Source organism: Ramlibacter sp. PS3R-8, assembly GCF_037572435.1.
Taxonomy (GTDB): Bacteria; Pseudomonadota; Gammaproteobacteria; order Burkholderiales; family Burkholderiaceae_C; genus Ramlibacter.
The window spans coordinates 672784-693182 of record NZ_JBBHGT010000002.1 but is presented as its reverse complement, the minus strand read 5'-3'; the positions used below and the strand labels follow the sequence as shown (position 1 = coordinate 693182).

The following is a 20399-nucleotide window of genomic DNA, read 5'->3' as shown; positions in this document are numbered from 1 at the left end:
CGAATGACCGCCGTGCTGCTGGTCGAGGACGACGACGCCATCCGCAACAACGTGGCGCGCATCCTGCGCCTGGAGGGCTACGACGTCAGCGTGGCCACCAACGGCATCGAAGGCCTGGAGCGCGCGCGGGCGGTGCGCCCGGACGTCGTCATCAGCGACATCAACATGCCGGGCATGGACGGCTTCGCGCTGGTGGAGGCCCTGCGCGCGGAGGCCACCTTCGCCACGACCGTCGTCATGCTCCTCACGGCGCTGGACGACCGTGCGAGCATGCGCCGCGGCATGGGCGCCGGCGCCGACGATTACCTGGCCAAGCCCTTCACCCGCGTCGAGCTGCTCGACGCGCTGGATGCGTTGCTGCGCAAGCGCGGGCGGATCGAGCTGTCGATCGAATCGGCCGTGCAATCGCGCGAGGAGCAACTGCGCCGCGCCTTCGCCGAGAGCATCGCCGGCCATCGGCCGGCGCAGCGCTCCGGGCTGGAAGCGCCGGCAGGTGCGATCACCGACCAGGTGCTGCCCGCCACGGTGCTGTTCTCCGACATCCGCAACTTCACGTCGCTGGCCGAGAAACTCGATTCGAGCGAAGTGGCCGAGCTGCTGATCCGCTATTTCGAGCACACCAGCGAGCCGGTGCTGCGCCACGGCGGCATGCACTTGAAGTTCATCGGGGACGGCCTGATGGCGGTGTTCGCCGAAACGCCCGGCGGGCCGCCCACGACGCCGGCGCGCCGCGCCGTGTCGGCCGCGCTGGCCGTGGCGCTGGCGACGCACGAATTCCGCCGCTGGCTCGACGAGCGCTTCGCGGGCCGGGGCCTGCCGCCCTTCGCCATCGGCATCGGCCTGCACGCGGGCGAGGTCACGATCTGCCGCCTGGGCTCCACCGCGGTGAAGGAAACCACGCCGATCGGCGACACCGTCAACACCGCGGCCCGGCTGCAGGCGGCGAGCAAGGAACTGGGGTGGACAGTGGTGGCGAGTTCGGCCGTGCTGATGCAGGCAGGGGAGGGCGTGCAGACCGGCGCCATGACGTCGCTGGAGGTGCGGGGCCGCCATGGCTGGGTGGACGTCGCCGAGATCGTGGGGCTGCAAACCAGCGTGGCCGACCACGACCATGGGATGGCTGCGCTGGCCGGCCGCGCCGAGGAGATCCACGAGGCGGTGCAGATCAATTCGGCGATCACCGCGCGGGCCGTCAAGGGGGCGCTGCGCACGCGGCTGTCGACGCTGAAGAACCACCAGTTCCGCCCCGGCGACGCGCCATTGCGGCTGAAGGGCTTCCGCCTCACGCGCAAGATCGCCGCCGGTGGCATGACGGAGGTGTACCTCGCCGTGCAGGAGGACGACGGCATGCCGGTGGTGCTGAAGGTGCTGGAGGCGGAAGGCCGCTCGGCCAGCGCGAACCTGTCCCGCTTCATCCAGGAATACACGCTGGTGTCGCGCATCACCGACCCGCACGTGGTGCGCATCTACGACCAGGGCTTCACCGACGACCACGCCTACATCGCGATGGAGTACTTCGAGCGCGGCGACCTGCGCTCCGAGCTGAAGGCGGGGATGGACCGCGCGCGCGTCCTGCAGGTGGTGCGCCAGATCGCGCGCGGGCTGGACGTGATCCATTCCCACGGCGTCATCCACCGCGACCTGAAGCCGGAGAACGTGATGCTGCGGCCCGATGGCAGCGTCGCCATCGCCGATTTCGGCGTCGCCAAGTCCATGCTGCAGGAGGACAACCTGGCCCTCACGCAGACGCGGCATGGCGAGGTGGTGGGCACGCCTTACTACCTGAGTCCGGAGCAGGCGTCCGGCGGCGAGATCGGGCCGTCCTCGGACCTGTACAGCCTGGGCGTGATGATGTACGAGATGCTCACGGGACAGCGGCCTTTCAGCGCGGAGACGCTGGAGCTGCTGCTGGCGCGCCACCTCACCGCGCCGGTGCCGGCGCTGCCGCCGCAACACGCCGGCCTGCAGGCAGTGCTGGAGAAGATGATGGCCAAGCAGCCGGAGCAGCGTTATCCGACCGCCAAGGCGCTGCTGGAGGCGCTGGACGCGGTGGAATCCGTCCAAGGCTGAGTCGGAATCCGCACCAGCCCCCAGGAAAAGGCCGGCCCTACAATGGGTCGATGATCTCCCGCGAACCCACCATCGAACGCCTCGCCACCGCGCGGGCGTTGCTGCTCGAGCCGTTCGGCCTGGACGAAACCCATTTGACGCGCGCGCTGAGCGAGATCCGCGCCCACCGCGTCGACGACGCCGACCTTTATTTCCAGTACACCCGCAGCGAGGGCTGGAGCCTGGAAGAAGGCATCGTCAAGACCGGCAGCTTCAGCATCGATCAGGGCGTCGGCGTGCGCGCCGTCAGCGGCGAGAAGACCGCTTTCGCCTATTCCGACGACATCTCCGAGGCGTCGCTGCTCGATGCGGCGCGCACCGTGCGTTCGATCGCCGCCGTGTCGAAGAACGCGCGCGTGCGCGTCAACGCTCCGCGCGTGGCCGGCAGCCGCTCGCTGTATGGTGGCGAAGACCCGATCTCCTCCCTCGACAGCGCCGCCAAGGTCAGCCTGCTCGGTCGGGTGGAACAGATGGCCCGCGCCAAGGACCCGCGCGTGGCGCAGGTGATGGCGGGCCTGGCGAGCGAATACGACGTGGTGCTGGTGGCGCGTGCCGACGGCACGCTCGCGGCCGACGTGCGGCCGCTGGTGCGGCTGTCGGTCACGGTGATCGCGGAGCAGAACGGGCGCCGCGAGATGGGCTCCGGCGGCGGCGGCGGCCGCTTCGGCCTGGGGTACTTCACCGACGCGCAGCTCCAGAGCTACGTGGACGATGCCGTGAAGGCCGCGATGACCAACCTCGAATCGCGTCCCGCGCCCGCCGGCCACATGACCGTGGTGCTGGGCCCGGGCTGGCCCGGCATCCTGCTGCACGAGGCGGTGGGCCACGGGCTGGAAGGCGACTTCAACCGCAAGGGCTCCAGCGCCTTCAGCGGAAAGATCGGCCAGCGCGTCGCGGCCAAGGGCGTGACCGTGCTGGACGACGGCACCATCGCCGACCGCCGCGGCTCGCTGAACGTGGACGACGAAGGCAATGCCAGCCAGCGCAACGTGCTGATCGAAGACGGCATCCTGCGCGGCTACATCCAGGACGCGATGAACGCCCGCCTGATGCGGGTGGCGCCCACCGGCAACGGCCGCCGCGAAAGCTACGCGCACATCCCGATGCCGCGCATGACCAACACCTACATGCTGGGTGGTGATCGCTCGCCGGAGGAGATCGTCGCCAGCATCGACAAGGGCCTCTACGCCACCAACTTCGGCGGCGGCCAGGTGGACATCACGTCCGGCAAGTTCGTGTTTTCCGCCAGCGAGGCGTACTGGGTGGAGAAGGGCAAGATCCTCTATCCGGTCAAGGGCGCCACGATCGTCGGCAACGGGCCGGACGCGCTGACCCGCGTGAGCATGATCGGCAACGACATGAAGCTGGACACCGGCGTGGGCACCTGCGGCAAGGAAGGCCAGAGCGTGCCGGTCGGCGTGGGCCAGCCCACGCTGCGCATCGACGGCCTGACCGTCGGGGGCACTGCGTAGCGAGAGTCCATGGATACCGAGCCGCAGCCCACTTCCCCCCGGCCCGCGACGGTGCCGAGCATCCAGACGTTCGGGGACGTGAGCAACTTCCTGCGCGGCGTCATTGCCGACGAGGATTCGCGCGCCTTCTCGGACAGCATGGGCGAACTGGCGGCGCACGCCGAGGGCGTGATCGCGGTGCTGGCCCGCAGCCGCCGCCGCGACGAGGCCGCCCCGGCGCTGATGGACATGCTCACCGTGCTGCGCGTGCATCGCGTCTTCGTGCTGCAACTCGGGCTCAGCTGGCGGGGGCTGTATGAATATGCCGGCTACCTGCAGTCGGTGAACAACCTGCGCATCCTCATCGGGCAGTGGCTGCAGGCGCCGCCCTGGCAGGACGAGCTGGAGGTCACGGCGACGGACTTCCAGTCGGCGACCTGGCGCACGCTGGGCGACGGCATGCTGCTGATCGACATGTACGAGCAGTGGCTGGAACGCGATGGCGTGGACAGCGAGCGTTTCGACGACGTCACCGAGCCGCAGCGCGAACAGGTACAGCAGTGGTGGCAGAAGCTGCGGCGCTGACACAACGAGAACGCATCGGCGGCCTCGCCCCGTCGAAGGCCGTGTGCTACATTGGGCCCATGCGTCCCGTTCGCGCCTTCTTTTTTGGCTACTTCTGGTTCTCCTGCGCCCCCGGCGGTAGAGAGATCTGAGCGTACCCGCAACGAACGCAAAGAACCTCGAAACAAACCGCCGGCACCCCCGGCGGTTTTTTCTTGGGCCCGCGAAACACCAACCTCCAGAGCACCGTCCATGAACGCCAACGCCAACGCCACCGCCCCCAGCGACGCCTGGTATGCGCACCCCGTCGACAAGACCAGCCAGACCGACGACGAACGCATCAAGGACATCACCGTGCTGCCTCCCCCGGAACACCTGATCCGCTTCTTCCCCATCCGCGGGACGCCGGTGGAAGGCCTGATCAGCCAGACCCGCCGCTCCATCCAGGACATCATGGCCGGCCAGGACGACCGGCTGCTGGTGGTGATCGGCCCGTGCTCGATCCACGACCCGGTGGCGGCGGTGGAGTACGCGCGCAAGCTCAAGGACGCGCGGGCGAAGTACCAGGACACGCTGGAGATCGTGATGCGCGTGTACTTCGAGAAGCCGCGCACCACGGTCGGCTGGAAGGGGCTGATCAACGACCCCTACCTGGACGAGAGCTACCGCATCGACGAGGGCCTGCGCATCGCGCGGCAGCTGCTGATCGACATCAACCGCCTCGGCGTGCCGGCAGGCAGCGAGTTCCTCGACGTCATCTCGCCGCAGTACATCGGGGACCTGATTTCCTGGGGCGCGATCGGCGCCCGCACGACCGAAAGCCAGGTGCACCGCGAACTGGCTTCCGGCCTGTCCGCGCCGATCGGTTTCAAGAACGGCACCGACGGCAACATCAAGATCGCCACCGACGCCATCCAGGCGGCGGCGCGGCCGCATCACTTCCTGTCCGTCCACAAGAACGGCCAGGTCGCCATCGTCCAGACCAATGGCAACCGCGATTGCCACGTCATCCTGCGCGGAGGCAAGACGCCCAACTACGACGCGGCGAGTGTCGCGGCAGCGTGTCGCGAACTGGAAGCCGCCAAGCTGGCGCCGACGCTGATGGTGGATTGCAGCCACGCCAACAGCAGCAAGCAGCATGAACGCCAGGTGGACGTGGCCAAGGACATCGCGGCGCAGGTCGCGGGTGGCTCGCGCCACGTGTTCGGCCTCATGATCGAAAGCCACCTCACCGGCGGCGCGCAAAAGTTCACGCCGGGCGCCGATGATCCCCGGGCCCTGGAGCACGGCAAGAGCATTACCGACGCCTGCATAGGGTGGAATACCTCGCTGGATGTGCTGGAAGTCCTGTCGGACGCCGTTCGCCATCGCAGGCGGTGACGCCCGTCGGCATTTGCGGAGTCACCCAAAGGTATTATTTACATCCAGTAACGTTCCACGTACATTGTTTCCACTCGGCCCTGATCGGGCACGAGGAGGGAGCAACAGATGACCATCGAGGTCCCCGTGCTCCGCCTGGGATTGGCGGGGTACAGCGAAGCCCAGCAGAAAGCGGCCGCCGACGTCGCGCGCAGTGCCGTCACTACGCGTTGCAGCTGGGAAATCGTGCCCTTCGCGGAGGCGGACGCCTGGTGGCTGGAAGGCAGCCGCACGATGTTGTTGCCCAACCAGCACCTGCGCGTGCAGCCCGCAGTGCCCTCCCACCGGTCCGTCCAGCTCGCGCTGGCCGATGTCGACCGGCCGGTCGCCTTTTCCCTTCCGCTCACCGCCGAGGGCTTCAATCCGGCGGTCACCTTCCAGCTGAACGAACGTGCCGAGGCCACGCGCGTGCTGCAGCAGTTCGCCAGCTGGATGAAGCCCACCCTGGCGCAGTTCGCGCTGGCCACGAGCATCGCCGACCACCAGCCGACCCTGGGCTCCGGTTCCTGGGAGGTCCTGCGCGGCAGTGACCTGCTGGCCGTCGTCGACCTGAAACTGGGCGCCGGCGTCGCGCCGGACGCCACCGCGGCCGCCTTCGAGGAAGCCAGCTGGTGCATCCGCAACCATGGCGACGTGGTCATTCCCCCCAACTTCTCGCGCGTGAGCGTGTCGCAGCTGATGTGGCAATACGCCCAGCGCACCGAGCGCGACCTGCTGCCGTCGCATTACCGCGCGCAGCCCTTGTACTTCCGACGGCCGCCGCGCCTGGCCCAGCGCTTCCAGCGCGACGGGCACCTGCTGGTGATGCGCGAGCTGGTGGCAAAGCCGGGGCTCACCTTCGCCGACCTGCAGCAGTCCACCGGCATGAACGACAGCTCCCTCGCGCGCTGCCTGTCGGCGCTGTACGTGGTGGGCTCCATCACCTCGAACCCGCGCCGCGCGAACCTGCCTGCCAGCGGCGCCCCGGGCACCGGCGGCGACAGCCATCAGCATTCGCAGCAAAGCAGCTTCAACTCGGTGATGGACTCGGCGCCGCGCACGCCGGAGCTGGTGCGCAGCCTCGCCAACGACAAGACCGCCCCCGCGCCGTTGAAGCAGGACTAGGCGAGCTCCTGCAGCAGCTTCGCGTGGATGCCACCGAAGCCGCCGTTGCTCATGCACAGCACGTGGTCGCCCGGGCGTGCAGCCGCCTTCACCTGCGCGACCAGCTCGGCGATGTCGCTGGCGATCGACGCCTTGGCGCCCATCGGCGCCAGCGACTCCGCGGGGTCCCAGCCCAGGCCGCCGGCATGGCAGAACGACAGGTCCGCCTGCTCCAGGCTCCACGGCAGCTGCGACTTCATCGTGCCCAGCTTCATGGTGTTGCTGCGCGGCTCGAACACGGCCAGGATGCGCTGGTCCTTCACCTGCCGGCGCAGGCCGTCGATGGTGGTGCGGATCGCGGTGGGGTGGTGGGCAAAGTCGTCGTAGACGGTGACGCCGCCGGCGATGCCCTTGACCTCCATGCGGCGCTTGACGTTGCGGAACTCGCGCAGCGACGCCGCGGCCACCGCGGGCGTGACGCCGACATGCTGGGCCGCCGCGATGGCGGCCAGCGCATTGAGCTGGTTGTGCACGCCGCCCACGTCCCAGCGCACCCGGGCGGCGCGATGGCCTTGCTCCAGCACGTCGAAGTCGTGCGGCTCGCCCTCGGCCCGGAAGTCGCTGACGGCGGAGCCGAAGCTGCGCACCTCGCTCCAGCAGCCCTGGTGCATCACGCGCGTGAGGCTCTCCTCCAGTCCGTTCACCACCACGCGCCCGGTGGACGGCACCGTACGCACGAGGTGGTGGAACTGCCGCTCGATGGCCGCGAGGTCGTCGAAGATGTCCGCGTGGTCGTATTCCAGGTTGTTCAGGATCGCGGTGCGGGGGCGGTAGTGGATGAACTTGCTGCGCTTGTCGAAGAACGCGGTGTCGTATTCGTCCGCCTCGATCACGAAGGGAGTCAGCGGTCGCGCCATGTTGCCCAGCCGCGCGGACACGCCGAAGTTCAGCGGGACGCCGCCGACCAGGAAGCCGGGCTGCAGCCCCGCGTGCTCCAGGATCCACGCGAGCATCGAGGTGGTGGTGGTCTTGCCGTGCGTGCCGGCGACGGCCAGCACGTGCCGGCCCTGCAGCACGTGGTCGGCCAGCCATTGCGGTCCGCTGGTGTAGCGCAGGCCCTGGTCGAGGATGGCCTCCATCAGCGGGAACCGCGCCGTGCCGTCCGGCAGGCGGGCGCGGGAGACGACGTTGCCGACGACCCAGACGTCGGGCTTGAAGGAGAGTTGTTCGACGCCGAAGCCTTCGATCAGGTCGATGCCGAGCGAGCGCAGCTGGTCGCTCATGGGCGGGTAGACACCGGCGTCGCAGCCGGTCACCTGGTGGCCGGCCTCCCGCGCGAGCGCGGCCAGCCCTCCCATGAACGTGCCGCAGATGCCGAGGATGTGGATGTGCATGGGGGGCGATTATCCCGGGTCCAGAACACCCAACAGCCGGACGCAGAAGACGCAGAGGTTACGCAGAAGTCGCAAAAGGACATCCAAAACCATTTCCTGGATTTTTCTGCGCCTTCTGCGTAACTTTTGCGTCTTCTGCGTCCGGTTGTCCGCTTTTCACCGAGGAAACCGCTCCCTCAACTTCAGCTTCCAGAACTTCCCCGTCGAAGTCCGCGGCACCGCGTCGATGAATTCATAGCGCTCCGGCAACTGCCACTTGGCGAAGGAATGTTCCAGCAGGTGCGCGTTCAGCGCATCGGGGTGGGCGTCCGCGCCTTTCTTGAGGACCACGCACGCCAGCGGGCGCTCGCTCCACTTCTCGTCCGGGATGGCGACCACGGCGGCTTCGGCGACGGCGGGGTGGGCCATCAGGGCGTTCTCGAGGTCCACCGAACTGATCCACTCGCCGCCCGACTTGATCAGGTCCTTCGTCCGGTCCGTGATGCGCACGAAACCCAGTTCGTCCACGCTCGCCACGTCACCCGTGCGCAGCCAGCCGTCCTCGGTGAACTTGCCCGGGTCCAGCGGCACCGCGTGATAGCTGCCCGTGATGAAGGGTCCGCGCACCTGGATCTCGCCCACCGCCTTGCCGTCCCAGGGCTGCTGGCCGCTGTCGCCCATCACGCGCAGGTCCACCAGCGGCACCGGCACGCCCGCCATCGCCGCGCGGCGGTACTTCTCGTCGCCATCCGCATCGCGCAGCTCCGCGCGCGGATACGAGATCGTGCAGACCGGCGAAGTCTCGGTCATGCCCCAACCCTGCAGGATCCAGATGCCGTGCCTGTCGAAGGCCCGGATCAGCGACTCCGGCACCGCCGCGCCGCCGACCAGCGAGCGCATGCCGGCGGGCAGTTTCCAGCGGCCATGGTTCGGCGACCCCTGCTCCTGCGCCGCATCGAAGGCCTGGATCAGGCTCATCCAGATGGTCGGCACGCCCAGCGACAGCGTCGGCGGCTCCAGCTGCATCAGGTCGAGCAGGTCGTCGGGATGCAGGTGCGGCCCCGGGAACACCAGCTTCACGCCCATCATCACGGCGCCGTACGGCATGCCCCAGCTGTTGGCGTGGAACATGGGCGTCACCGGCATCACCACGTCGGTCCCGCGCAAGCCCCAGAAATCGCCCAGGCTGGCCACCAGGGTGTGCAGGATCGTCGAGCGATGCGAGTACGCCACGCCCTTCGGCCGCCCCGTGGTGCCGGACGTGTAGCACATCGCCACCGGGTCGTTTTCGTCGTGCTCGGCATACCGGAAGCTGTCGGGGTCCGCTTCGGCGAGCACGGCTTCGTAGTCGGTGAACTCCGCCGGCACGGCGGCGCCCGAGAACGGGAACACGATCACCTTGTCGAAGGCGTGCTTGCCCGCGAGCTGCCTGTACAGCGGCAGCAGCACGTCGTCGACGATCAGGAAACGGTCCTTCGCATCGCCGGCGATCCAGCCGATCTCGTCCGGCGAGAGCCGCAGGTTGAGGGTGTGCATCACGCCGCCGGCGGCCGGGATGCCGAAGTAGGCCTCCAGGTGGGCATGGTGGTTCCAGCACAGCGTGGCGACCCGCTCGCCCTTCTTCAGCCCCAGCTTGCGCAAGCCCGCGGCGAGGGACCGGGTGCGGCGGTAGAACTCGCCGTAGGTGTGGCGGCGCAGGCTCTTGTCCGGCAGCCGCGAGACGATCTCGTTGCCATGGAACAGCTGGCCGGCGCGCTCGAGCAGGTGGTTCAGCGACAGCGGCGTGTTCATCATCGTGCTTTGCATGCAGGCTCCTTGGACGCTTCGGCGCACTCTACGGCCCGCGCCAGCGCGGGGCAATGCAGAATCCCCCCGATGGACACCCTGCAGTCGGAAATCGCCGCGACGGCCGCGCGGCTGGTGGTGGAAGAAGGGCTGGAATACGGGCCGGCCAAGCGGCGCGCCGTCAAGCAGATGGGCCTGCCCCAGCGCACGGCCTTGCCGGACAACGACACGCTCGAAGATGCGGTGACCGAATACATCTCCCTCTTCTGCGCCGACACCCAGCCGGCCGAACTGGCCGCGCTGCGGCGACTGGCCGTGACCTGGATGGAGCGCATGGCGGAATTCCGGCCGCACCTCGCGGGCGCGGTCTGGCACGGCACCGCGACGCGGCTGTCGGACATCTACCTGCAGCTGTTCTGCGATGACCCCAAGTCGGCCGAGATCAAGCTGATCGACCACAATGTGAACTACACGCCGCGCACCGTCGCCGGTTTCCACGGGGAGTCCGTGGAGGCGCTGAGCATCAGCTCGATGAGCCCGGAACTCGGCGAATCGATCGGGGTTCACCTCCTGGTCTACGATCATGACGACTTGCGCGGCGCCTTGAAGCCCGACGCCAAGGGCCGCACCCCCCGCGGCGACCTGGCGGCCGTACGGTCCCTGCTGGAGAACACACCTGATGAATGAAGCGGCCGCAGCCTCCGCGGTCACGTCCCCCAGGCGGCGCAACTTGCTGGTGGCTGCGGTCGCCGGCGCAGCCGCCATGGCCGGCGCCGGCGTGGCGTGGTGGCGCTACCGGCCCGGCGACCTCGACGACGGTGCAACCGAGCGCCTGTGGGCCGCGAATTTCGATACGCCGCAAGGCGGCGCGTTTTCGATGTCGAGCCTGCGCGGCAAGCTGGTGCTGGTGAACTTCTGGGCCACGTGGTGCGCCCCCTGTATCGAGGAAATGCCGCTACTCGATGCTTTCTACCGTGAACATGCAGCGAAGGGCTGGCAAATCGTCGGCCTCGCGATCGATCAACCGAGTTCGGTGCGCAAGTTCCTGGCCCGCACCCCGGTGAGTTTTCCGATCGGGCTGGCCGGCCTCGAAGGCACGGAACTGACGAAGGCGCTGGGCAACCTGGCCGGCGGCCTGCCGTACTCCGTCGTCCTGGGACGGGACGGCTCGGTGCGACAGCGTAGAATGGGCCGGGTCAGCGAGGCGGACCTGAAGGCCTGGGCCACCCTTGCCTGATGCGCCGCGGGCTCGCCGCGGTCACTTTCTCACCTCGCACGCCAAATATAAATCACGCGGGTTCCCGTGAATAACGGGAAGTAAGCGAATTTTGTTGTAAATTCGCGCTCTTCGAACGAGGCAGGAGAACCTCCCCATGGACTTGCGCAAACTCAAGACGCTGATCGACCTGGTGTCGGAATCGAACGTGTCCGAACTGGAGATCACCGAAGCCGAGGGCAAGGTCCGCATCGTCAAGGGAGGGCCGGCCATGGTGCAGTCGGCGCCGATGCAGATGATGCAAGCGGCCCCCGTCGCAGCCCCCGCGCCGGCGCTCGCGCCCGCCGGCGTGCCGGCGGCTGCCGTGCCCGAAGCACCAAAGGGCCACACCGTCAAGTCACCCATGGTCGGCACCTTCTACCGCGCCTCCGCGCCGGGGGCCAAGTCCTTCGTCGAGGTCGGCAGCCAGGTCAAGGAAGGCGAGACCATCTGCATCATCGAGGCGATGAAGATCCTCAACGAGATCGAGACCGACAAGGCCGGCACCATCATCCAGATCCTGTGCGAGAACGGCCAGGCCGTCGAATACGGCCAACCCCTGTTCGTGATCGAGTGAGCATGTTCAAGAAGATCCTGGTCGCCAACCGCGGCGAGATTGCCTTGCGCATTCAGCGCGCGTGCAACGAACTGGGCGTCAAGGCGGTGATGGTGTACTCCGAGGCGGATCGCGAAGCCAAGTACGTCAAGCTGGCGGACGAGGCCGTGTGCATCGGCCCGCCGCCTTCCGCGCAGAGCTACCTGAACATGCCCGCCATCATCTCGGCGGCGGAAGTGACCGACGCCGAGGCCATCCACCCGGGGTACGGCTTCCTGTCCGAGAACGCCGATTTCGCCGAGCGGGTGGAAAAGAGCGGCTTCCAGTTCATCGGCCCGACGCCGGACAACATCCGGACCATGGGCGACAAGGTCTCGGCCAAGCAGGCCATGATCAAGGCCGGCGTGCCGTGCGTGCCCGGTTCCGAAGGGGAACTGCCGGACAGCCCCGTGGAGATCCGCCGCATCGCCAAGGCGGTCGGCTATCCGGTGATCATCAAGGCGGCCGGCGGCGGCGGCGGGCGCGGCATGCGCGTGGTGCACACCGAGGCGGCCCTCATCAACGCCGTGCAGATGACCAAGGCCGAGGCCGGCGCGGCCTTCGGCAATCCGGCCGTGTACATGGAGAAGTTCCTCCAGAACCCGCGCCACATCGAAATCCAGATCCTGGCCGACAAGCACAAGAACGCCGTGTACCTGGGCGAGCGGGACTGCTCCATGCAGCGCCGCCACCAGAAGGTGATCGAGGAGGCGCCGGCGCCGGGCATCCCGCGCAAGGCGATCGAGAAGATCGGCGAGCGCTGCACCGCCGCCTGCAAGAAGATCGGCTACCGCGGCGCCGGGACCTTCGAGTTCCTGTACGAGAACGGCGAGTTCTACTTCATCGAGATGAACACCCGCGTGCAGGTGGAGCACCCGGTGACGGAGCTGATCACCGGCATCGACATCGTCAAGACGCAGATCCGCGTGGCGGCGGGCGAAAAGCTGCCGTTCAAGCAGAGCGACATCGTGCTGCGGGGCCACGCCGTCGAATGCCGCGTGAACGCCGAGGACCCGTACAGCTTCGTGCCCTCGCCGGGCCGCATCACCCTGTGGCATGCCCCCGGCGGGCCGGGCGTGCGCGTCGACTCGCACGTCTACAACAACTACTTCGTGCCGCCCAACTACGACAGCATGATCGGCAAGATCATCGTCCACGGCGACACCCGCGAGCAGGCGCTGGCCCGCATGCGCGGCGCGCTCGGCGAGACGGTGGTGGAGGGCATCAAGACCAACATCCCGCTGCACCGCGAGCTGGTGGTCGATGCCAAGTTCATGGCGGGCGGCACCAACATCCACTACCTGGAAGAGTGGCTGTCCCACCATAAACGCTGAGCCGCGATGCATGAATTGCGGTTGTTGTGCCCCGAAGGGCGCGTCGAAGAGGTCAGCGACGCACTCGAGGCGCTCGACGCGCTGAGCATCTCGGTCGAGGACGCGGACGCGCAGACGCCCGCGGAGCAGGCGCTGTTCGGCGAGCCGGGCATGCCGCCCCCGAAGGAGGGCTGGCAGCGCTCGCTGGTCATCGCCTTGTTCGCCGAAAAATCACAGGCCCATGAAGCGGCGCAGCTGCTGGCGCCGCAGGACTTCTTCGAGGGCTGCAGGCTCGTCGCCATCGTCCACGTCCCCGAGCAGGACTGGGTGCGCCTGACGCAGTCGCAGTTCGAGCCGGTGGAGATCACGCCGACCTTCTGGATCGTGCCCAGCTGGCACGAGCCGCCGGCGCAGGCCCGCGAGGTGATCCGGCTCGACCCGGGCCTGGCCTTCGGCACCGGCACCCATCCCACCACGCGCATGTGCCTGCGCTGGATCGCCCGCAATCCTCCGCGCGACCAGCGCGTGCTGGACTACGGCTGCGGCTCCGGCATCCTGGCCATCGGCGCGGCCAGGTTCGGCGCGGCTTCGGTGGATGCCGTGGACATCGACCCGGCCGCGGTGCAGTCCACCGAGGCCAACGCCCAGTCCAACCACGTCCAGCTGCGCCCGGGCCTGCCGGACCGGGCCAGCGGCAAGTACGACACGGTGCTGGCCAACATCCTCGCCTCGCCGCTGAAGGTGCTGGCGCCGCTGCTGTGCGGGCACGTGGCGCCTGGCGGGGCGCTGGTGCTCGCGGGCATCCTGGCGCGGCAGTCCGATGAGCTGAAGGAGGCCTATGCGCCGTACCTGCAGCTGGAGGTCGCCGACGACGAGGATGGCTGGATCCTGATGACCGCTCGCCAAGCTCCGTAGAATCCGGGCTTCATGAGCCTGATCACCAGCTGCCCCGCCTGCGGCACGATGTTTCGTGTCGTGCCGGACCAGCTGAAGATCTCCGAAGGCTGGGTCCGCTGCGGCCACTGCTCCAATGTCTTCGACGCCCAGGCGCACCTGGTCGACGAGAACGTGCTGGCGCGCCAGGCGGCCGTTCAGGCCTCCTGGCCGGTGGACCTGCAGGCGCGACCGGCCGACGTCGAGCCGCGTGGTGGGTTCGAAGCGGAGACGGTGCCCGCGTCGATGGAGACGGTGCCCGCCCCGATGGAGACAAGACCCGCATCGCTGGACACGCGTCCGGCGTCGCTGGACACGGTGCCGGCCGACCTGTTGCGGCGCCCGTCCGCCGGGCCGCGGGCGCCCGCGGTGACCACCGCGCGCAGCGGGGCCGAAGACGGCGCAGCGGGCGAGGACTCCAGCTTCTTCGGCAGCGACAGCCAGTCGCTGGAACAGTCTCCGCTGGACACGCCTTTCGTTTTCAACCGCTCCGACCTCGTGCCGCCGGGTGATGCATCCGTCTTCCCGCCGCCGCCCGCCGACAGCGAGCTGCCGCGAGACGACGATGGGCTCGACGAAGAACTGGACGACGTGTCGTTCGTGCGCAATGGCCGGCGCAATGCGTTCTGGCGGCGGCCCTTCGTCCGCTTGATGCTCGCCTTGCTCGCCCTGCTGCTGGGGGGAGCGCTGTTGCTGCAGGTGGCCCACCACGACCGCGATCGCCTCGCCCAGGCGCAGCCCGAGTTGCGCCCGGCGCTACAGCTCATGTGCGAGTGGCTCGAGTGCGCGCTGGGCGCGCCGCGGCAGATCGAGGCGATCGCGATCGAGAGCTCCGGCTTCAACCGGGTGCGCAACGACACCTACCGACTCGCTTTCACCTTGCGCAACACCGGGCGGGTGCAGGTGGCCACGCCCGCCATCGAACTGACCGTCACCGATTCGCAGGACCAGCCGATCGCGCGCCGTGTCCTGCTGCCCGCCGAGCTCGGCGCCGACGGCAAGGTCATCCCGGCGGCCAGCGACTGGTCCGCTGCCGCCGGCGTGGTGCTGGCGGTGCCTGGCGGCGCCCGCGTGGCCGGCTACCGCCTTCTTGCCTTCTATCCCTGAACCACTGGAACTTCCTACCACCATGGCTGCCGTCATCTGCGGATCCCTTGCCTTCGACACCATCATGACTTTCGAGGGCCGCTTCGCCGAGCAGATCCTGCCCGACCAGTTGCACATCCTGAACGTCTCCTTCCTGGTGCCCGCGCTGCGGCGCGACTTCGGGGGCTGCGCCGGCAACATCGCATACAGCCTCAAGCTGCTGGGCGGCACGCCGCTGCCGATGGGCGCGGTGGGCAGCGACGGCGGCGACTACCTGCAGCGGCTGCAGCGGCTGGACATCAGCCCCGAGTTCGTGCTGCGCGTGGACGACACGTACACGGCGCAGGCGATGATCATGACGGACCGCGACAACAACCAGATCACCGCCTTCCACCCGGGCGCGATGATGCAGGCGCACAAGGTGCAGGTGCGCCCGCGCGCGGACATCAAGCTGGGCATGATCTCGCCGGACGGGCGTGACGCGATGCTGCAGCACGCCGAGCAGTTCCACGCCGCCGGCATCCCTTTCGTGTTCGATCCGGGCCAGGGCCTGCCGATGTTCGACGGCAAGGAGCTCGCGCACTTCATCGACCTGGCGACCTGGGTCACGGTGAACGACTACGAAGGCAAGATGCTCAGCGAGCGCACCGGCTGGAGCAGCGCGGAGATTTCGAAGCGGGTGAAGGGGCTGGTGGTCACGCTGGGCGGCGACGGCTGCGAGGTCTGGGTGAATGGGGACAAGACGCTGGTGCCGCCGGAAAAGCCGGCCGCCATCGTCGACCCCACCGGCTGTGGCGATGCGTGGCGTGGCGCCTTGCTGCATGGACTGGAGCAGGGCTGGTCCCTGGCGCGCTGCGCAGCGCTCGGAAACAAGATCGGCGCGATCAAGATCGCGAGCCGCGGGCCGCAGAACTACACGCTGTCCTGAATTCCTCCCTCTCCCCCTGGGAGAGGGACAGGGTGAGGGCACGCGCGTCCCGGTTCAGTCAGCGCGTCAGCGTCGTCCCCCCATCCACCACCAGCGTCTCGCCCACCACGTAATCTCCCGCCCGCGACGCCAGGAAGATCGCCGCGCCTGCCATGTCCTCCGGGCTGCCGATGCGGCCCACGGGCACGCGCCGGGCGACCTCGTCCCCATGGTCGCGCGCCTGCTTGTTCATGTCCGACGCGAACGGGCCGGGTGCGATGCCGCTCATCACGATGTGGTCCTCCGCCAGGCGCAGGGCCATGCGCTTCGTCAGGTGGATCAGGCCGGCCTTGCTGGCCGCGTAGGAGTAGGTTTCCCAGGGGTTGACCGAGATGCCGTCGATCGACGCGATGTTGATGACCTTGGCGGGGCGCTGCGCGGTCGCTGCCTTCTTCAGCGATGCATGCAGGGCCTGGGTCAGGAAGAACGGCGTCTTCATGTTCAGGTCCACCACCTTGTCCCAGCCGCCTTCCGGGAAGGTATCGAACGGCTCGCCCCATGCGGCGCCCGCATTGTTGACCAGGATGTCGAGGCGCCCCTCGCGCTGCCCGATCTGCGCGGCCAGTTGCCGGGCCCCTTCGATGCTGGACACGTCGATCGGCAGCGAGATGCACGGGCCGATCGCCGACAGCTCCTCGGCCGTGGCATCGCAAGCCGCGGCCTTGCGCGCCGTGATGTACACCTTGGCGCCCTGGTGCAGGAAGCCGGCGGCGATCATCTTGCCGATGCCGCGCGAGCCGCCGGTGACCAGGGCGACGCGGCCCTGCAGGTCGAACAGGTTCTTCATGGGATCTCCTTGTTGCACGGCACAGGTTAGCCGTGCGTCGGCTCCTGAGCGATCACCTGCATGACAAGCGGCCGCGTCGCGGCTACCCTTCCGCCACGCCGGCCCTCGCCGGACGGGAGCCACCATGCAGCGTCGAGTCCTTCTTTCCGCGTTTTCAGCTTCGGCCCTCGTGGCGGCGGGATGCGCCCACCGGCAGGACGCCCAGGCCGTCCTGCGCCTGGCCGACCAGGCCACGGGCGCCGGCCGCGTCAACACCTTGCGGTACACGGGCGCCGGCACCGGGTCCACGTTCGGGCAGGCCTACGTGCCGGGTACCGCCTGGCCGCGCATCAACGTGACCGGGTACACGCGCTGGGTCGACTATCCCAATGCAGCCTTGCGCGAAGACTCCGTGCGCAGCCGCGCCGAGCCTACCGGCGGCGGCGCGCTTCCCCTGATGGGCACCGGCGAACAGCGGGTGTCCGCCTGGCTGCGCGGCACCCAGGCGTGGAACATGACCGGCCCCGCCGCGGCGGCGGCGCCCGTGGCCCTGGACGGCCGCATCCACGACCTCTGGACCACCCCGCATGGCGTGATCCGCGCCGCCATGCGCCAGGGCGCCACGATGCACAGCGAAGGGCCGCTGTCGGTCGTCACGTTCACCGAACCCGGGCGCTTCCGCGCGACGGCCTGGATCGACGCGGCCGGCCACGTGCAGCGCGTGGACTCCGTGATGCCGCATCCGGTCACGGGTGACACGGCGGTGAGCACCACCTATTCCGGCTGGCGTGACTGGGGCGGCGGCGTCAAGTTCCCGGCACGCATCGTCCAGACCATGGCGGGCGTCCAGGTGCTCGACATCAACGTGACCGAGGTGGAGGTGAACGGCGCCTTTGCCAGCGACATCCCGTCGACGGTCAGCGCCTTCGTAGAACGCGCGGAGTCGACGCCGGCCGCGCCGGGCGTGTGGCACATCGCCGGCGGCTCGCACAACAGCGTGCTGGTCGAGTTCTCGGACCACGTGATGCTGATCGAGAGCCCGCTGTACGACGGCCGCGCCCACGCCGTCCTGGCGGAGGTGCGGCGGCTGGTGCCCGGGAAACCCCTGCGCTACGTGGTCAACTCGCACCATCACTTCGACCATTCCGGCGGCTTGCGCGCCGCCGCTGCCACGGGCGCGACGCTGGTGGTGAGCGAGCCGGCGCGGGGCTGGTTCGAGCAGACCTTCGCGACGCCCAATGCGATCCGCCCCGACGCCCTGCGGCAGTCCGGCCGCCGCGCCGAGGTGACCGGCGTGAACGGCCAGCGGACGTTCAGCGACGGCACGCGCACGGTCAACGTGCACTTCATCGAAGGCTCGCCGCATGCGCAGGGCTTCATGATGGCGTGGCTGCCGCGCGAACGCTTGCTGGTCGAAGCGGATGCCTACACGCCCGGCCCGCCCAACCAGCCCCCGCCGGCGACGCCGAACGCGTTGCACGTCAACCTGGTGACCAACGTGCAGCGCCTGGGCTTCGATGTCGACCGCATCCTGCCGCTGCACGGGCGGGTGGTGCCGTTCTCCGAGCTGCGGACGGCGGCGAAGATGTAGTGGCGAGGGCGAGGAAAACGGATACCGGACGCAGAAGGCGCAAAGGTTACGCAGAAGGCGCAGAAGAAAACAAGACAGCTTCTGGATGTCCTTTTGCGACTTCTGCGTCACTTCCGCGTTTTCTGCGTCCGGATGTCCGATTTCTCTTCGCGCGACGCGGCCATCGCCGCCGTGTTCAATGGGCGACGCGCGCCTTGCGCCGGTCCCGGAACGCCTGGATTTCGCCGACGATGCCCTTGCGGAACGCCAGCACGCAGACGACGAAGATGGCGCCGATGATCACGGTGACCCACTCACCGACCTTGTCGGCCAGGATGTTCTGCAGCGCGATCACCACGCCCGAACCGAGCACCGGGCCGAAGAAGGTGCCGACGCCGCCCAGCAGGCTCATGAGGATGACCTCGCCGGACATGGCCCAGTGCACGTCGGTCAGCGATGCGAAGCCCATCACGATGGTCTTCATCGAGCCGGCCAGCCCGGACAGCGCGGCGGACAGCACGAACGCCATCAGCTTGTAGCGTTCCACCTCGTAGCCCAGCGACACCGCGCGGGGCTCGTTCTCGCGGATCATCTTCAGCACTTGCCCGAACGGCGAGGTGACCACCCGCAGGATGAACAGGAAGCACGCAACGAAGATGGCCAGCACCACGTAGTACAGCGTCAGGTCCGATGCCAGCGGCAGCAGCCCGAACAGGCTGCCGCGCGGCACGCCCTGCAGGCCGTCCTCGCCGCCCGTGAACGGCGCCTGCAGGCAGACGAAGTACACCATCTGCGACAGCGCCAGCGTGATCATGGCGAAGTAGATGCCCTGGCGGCGGATGGCGATGGCGCCGAACAGCAGGCCCAGCAGGGCGCCGGTCAATGTGCCTGCCAGGATGCCCAGTTCCGGCGTGAAGCCCTGCGCCTTGACCAGCCAGCCCGCCACGTACGCGGCAAAGCCGAAGAAGGCCGCATGGCCGAAAGACAGCAGCCCGGTGAATCCGAGCAGCAGGTTGAAGGCGCACGCGAACAGGGCGAAGCAAAGCAGCTTCATGCCGAACACCGGATACAGCCCGAGCATCGGCGCGGCAAGGGCCAGCACCAGCAAGCCGACATAGACCAGGCGCGTGCCCTTGCTGGCCGTGGGGCCGAGCGCGGTCGCCGGCGCTTGCGTGGCGCCGGTGGCCTGATCCGCGGGCAGGGACGTGGTGACCGAGGTGTTCATCTCAAGCTTCCTTGCCGAACAGGCCGGCGGGTCGGAACATCAGGACGATGGCCATGATCACGAAGACCACCACGTTCGATGCTTCCGGATAGAACACCCGGGTCAGGCCTTCGATCACGCCCAGGCCCAGGCCGGTGATGACGGAGCCCAGGATGGAGCCCATGCCGCCGATCACGACGACTGCGAACACCACGATGATCAGGTTGGAGCCCATCAGGGGCGTCACCTGGATGACGGGGGCGGCCAGCACGCCGGCCAGGCCCGCGAGCGCGGCGCCGGCGCCGTAGGTGAGCATCACCATCATCGGCACGTTGACGCCGAAGGCCTGCACCAGCTTGGCATTCTCCGTGCCCGCGCGCAGGTAGGCGCCCAGGCGTGTGCGTTCGATCAGGAACCAGGTCGCCAGGCAAACGGTGATGGAAGCCACCACCACCCAGGCGCGGTAATTCGGCAGGACCATGAAGCCCAGGTTGGTCGCGCCGGACAATGCGTCGGGCACGGGATACGACTGGCCGGAGACGCCGAAGTAGTAGCGGAACGCGCCTTCGAGGATCAGCGCCAGGCCGAAGGTCAGCAGCAAGCCGTAAAGCGGGTCGAGTCCGTACAGCCGCTTCAGCAGCAGCCGCTCGACCACGACGCCCAGTACGCCCACCGCGAGCGGCGCCAGGACCAGGGCGAACCAGTAGTTGATGCCCCACTGCTCCAGCATGATGTAGGCGGCGAACGCCCCCACCATGTACAGCGCGCCGTGCGCGAAGTTCACGATGTCGAGCAGGCCGAAGATCACCGCCAGGCCCAGCGACAGCATCGCATAGAAGGCGCCGTTCACCAGGCCCAGCATCAGCTGGCCGGCGAAAGCCTGGATCGGTATGCCAAAGATTTCGGTCATCAGGACAAGCCGGCCC

Annotated in this window: 18 protein-coding genes; 13 read left to right on the top strand and 5 right to left on the bottom strand. The window is 68.4% G+C overall.

What is annotated here, in order from left to right:
- Positions 1 to 3 precede the first annotated feature (3 nt).
- The 5 genes from WG902_RS11215 (at position 4) to WG902_RS11195 (ending at position 6647) form a co-directional block, all read left to right on the top strand.
- Positions 4 to 2070: a protein kinase domain-containing protein gene (locus tag WG902_RS11215; RefSeq protein ID WP_340060137.1), complete on the top strand. Its 2067-nt coding sequence runs from the start codon at positions 4 to 6 to the stop codon at positions 2068 to 2070.
- Positions 2071 to 2120: 50 nt separating this feature from the next.
- The gene (tldD, locus tag WG902_RS11210) at positions 2121 to 3581 is read left to right on the top strand and encodes a metalloprotease TldD (RefSeq protein ID WP_340060136.1); all 1461 of its coding nucleotides are present in this window, start codon (positions 2121 to 2123) and stop codon (positions 3579 to 3581) included.
- Between the two features lie 9 nt (positions 3582 to 3590).
- On the top strand, positions 3591 to 4145 hold the full coding sequence (locus WG902_RS11205) for a hypothetical protein (protein ID WP_340060135.1): 555 nt from the start codon (positions 3591 to 3593) through the stop codon (positions 4143 to 4145).
- Between the two features lie 231 nt (positions 4146 to 4376).
- Positions 4377 to 5504 (top strand): 3-deoxy-7-phosphoheptulonate synthase, encoded by a 1128-nt coding sequence (locus tag WG902_RS11200; protein WP_340060134.1) that lies wholly within the window; start codon positions 4377 to 4379, stop codon positions 5502 to 5504.
- A 108-nt stretch (positions 5505 to 5612) separates the two neighbouring features.
- A complete protein-coding gene (locus tag WG902_RS11195; protein ID WP_340060133.1) occupies positions 5613 to 6647 on the top strand; it encodes a hypothetical protein in 1035 nt (344 codons plus the stop codon).
- On the opposite strand, the gene mpl is transcribed toward WG902_RS11195, so the two are convergent.
- Both mpl and WG902_RS11185 read right to left on the bottom strand, forming a co-directional pair.
- On the bottom strand, positions 6644 to 8020 hold the full coding sequence (gene mpl / locus WG902_RS11190) for a UDP-N-acetylmuramate:L-alanyl-gamma-D-glutamyl-meso-diaminopimelate ligase (RefSeq protein WP_340060132.1): 1377 nt from the start codon (positions 8018 to 8020) through the stop codon (positions 6644 to 6646). The genes WG902_RS11195 and mpl overlap by 4 nt on opposite strands.
- Positions 8021 to 8176: 156 nt before the next feature.
- The gene (locus WG902_RS11185) at positions 8177 to 9805 is read right to left on the bottom strand and encodes a long-chain fatty acid--CoA ligase (RefSeq protein WP_340060131.1); all 1629 of its coding nucleotides are present in this window, start codon (positions 9803 to 9805) and stop codon (positions 8177 to 8179) included.
- A gap of 69 nt (positions 9806 to 9874) precedes the next feature.
- On the opposite strand from WG902_RS11185, the gene WG902_RS11180 reads away from it, so the two are divergent.
- From WG902_RS11180 to WG902_RS11150, 7 genes are all read left to right on the top strand, one after another.
- The gene (locus WG902_RS11180) at positions 9875 to 10471 is read left to right on the top strand and encodes a hypothetical protein (protein ID WP_340060130.1); all 597 of its coding nucleotides are present in this window, start codon (positions 9875 to 9877) and stop codon (positions 10469 to 10471) included.
- Positions 10464 to 11021, top strand: a complete 558-nt coding sequence (locus tag WG902_RS11175; protein ID WP_340060129.1) for a TlpA family protein disulfide reductase — start codon at positions 10464 to 10466, stop codon at positions 11019 to 11021. The genes WG902_RS11180 and WG902_RS11175 overlap by 8 nt, the downstream gene beginning before the upstream one ends.
- Positions 11022 to 11157: 136 nt before the next feature.
- Positions 11158 to 11616, top strand: a complete 459-nt coding sequence (accB, locus tag WG902_RS11170; protein WP_340060128.1) for an acetyl-CoA carboxylase biotin carboxyl carrier protein — start codon at positions 11158 to 11160, stop codon at positions 11614 to 11616.
- Positions 11617 to 11618: 2 nt separating this feature from the next.
- Positions 11619 to 12968, top strand: coding sequence for an acetyl-CoA carboxylase biotin carboxylase subunit (gene accC, locus WG902_RS11165; RefSeq protein ID WP_340060127.1), 1350 nt, complete (start codon positions 11619 to 11621; stop codon positions 12966 to 12968).
- Positions 12969 to 12974: 6 nt separating this feature from the next.
- Positions 12975 to 13862, top strand: a complete 888-nt coding sequence (gene prmA, locus WG902_RS11160; RefSeq protein WP_340060126.1) for a 50S ribosomal protein L11 methyltransferase — start codon at positions 12975 to 12977, stop codon at positions 13860 to 13862.
- 12 nt (positions 13863 to 13874) lie between these two features.
- The gene (locus WG902_RS11155; RefSeq protein ID WP_340060125.1) at positions 13875 to 14987 is read left to right on the top strand and encodes a DUF3426 domain-containing protein; all 1113 of its coding nucleotides are present in this window, start codon (positions 13875 to 13877) and stop codon (positions 14985 to 14987) included.
- Positions 14988 to 15009: 22 nt separating this feature from the next.
- Positions 15010 to 15894: a carbohydrate kinase family protein gene (locus tag WG902_RS11150; RefSeq protein ID WP_340060124.1), complete on the top strand. Its 885-nt coding sequence runs from the start codon at positions 15010 to 15012 to the stop codon at positions 15892 to 15894.
- Positions 15895 to 15952: 58 nt separating this feature from the next.
- Here WG902_RS11150 and WG902_RS11145 read toward each other — a convergent pair whose 3' ends face one another.
- Positions 15953 to 16720 (bottom strand): SDR family oxidoreductase, encoded by a 768-nt coding sequence (locus WG902_RS11145; RefSeq protein WP_340060123.1) that lies wholly within the window; start codon positions 16718 to 16720, stop codon positions 15953 to 15955.
- Between the two features lie 124 nt (positions 16721 to 16844).
- Between WG902_RS11145 and WG902_RS11140 the strand changes: the two genes are divergently transcribed.
- Entirely contained in the window at positions 16845 to 18290 is a 1446-nt protein-coding gene (locus WG902_RS11140) for an MBL fold metallo-hydrolase (RefSeq protein WP_340060122.1), read from the top strand.
- Between the two features lie 175 nt (positions 18291 to 18465).
- Here WG902_RS11140 and WG902_RS11135 read toward each other — a convergent pair whose 3' ends face one another.
- Together WG902_RS11135 and WG902_RS11130 are read right to left on the bottom strand one after the other, a co-directional pair.
- Positions 18466 to 19350 carry a branched-chain amino acid ABC transporter permease gene (locus WG902_RS11135; RefSeq protein ID WP_340060191.1) on the bottom strand — a complete coding sequence of 295 codons (885 nt, stop codon included), beginning with the start codon at positions 19348 to 19350 and terminating at the stop codon, positions 18466 to 18468.
- Between the two features lie 145 nt (positions 19351 to 19495).
- A complete protein-coding gene (locus tag WG902_RS11130; RefSeq protein ID WP_340060121.1) occupies positions 19496 to 20383 on the bottom strand; it encodes a branched-chain amino acid ABC transporter permease in 888 nt (295 codons plus the stop codon).
- Between the last annotated feature and the right edge of the window lie 16 nt (positions 20384 to 20399).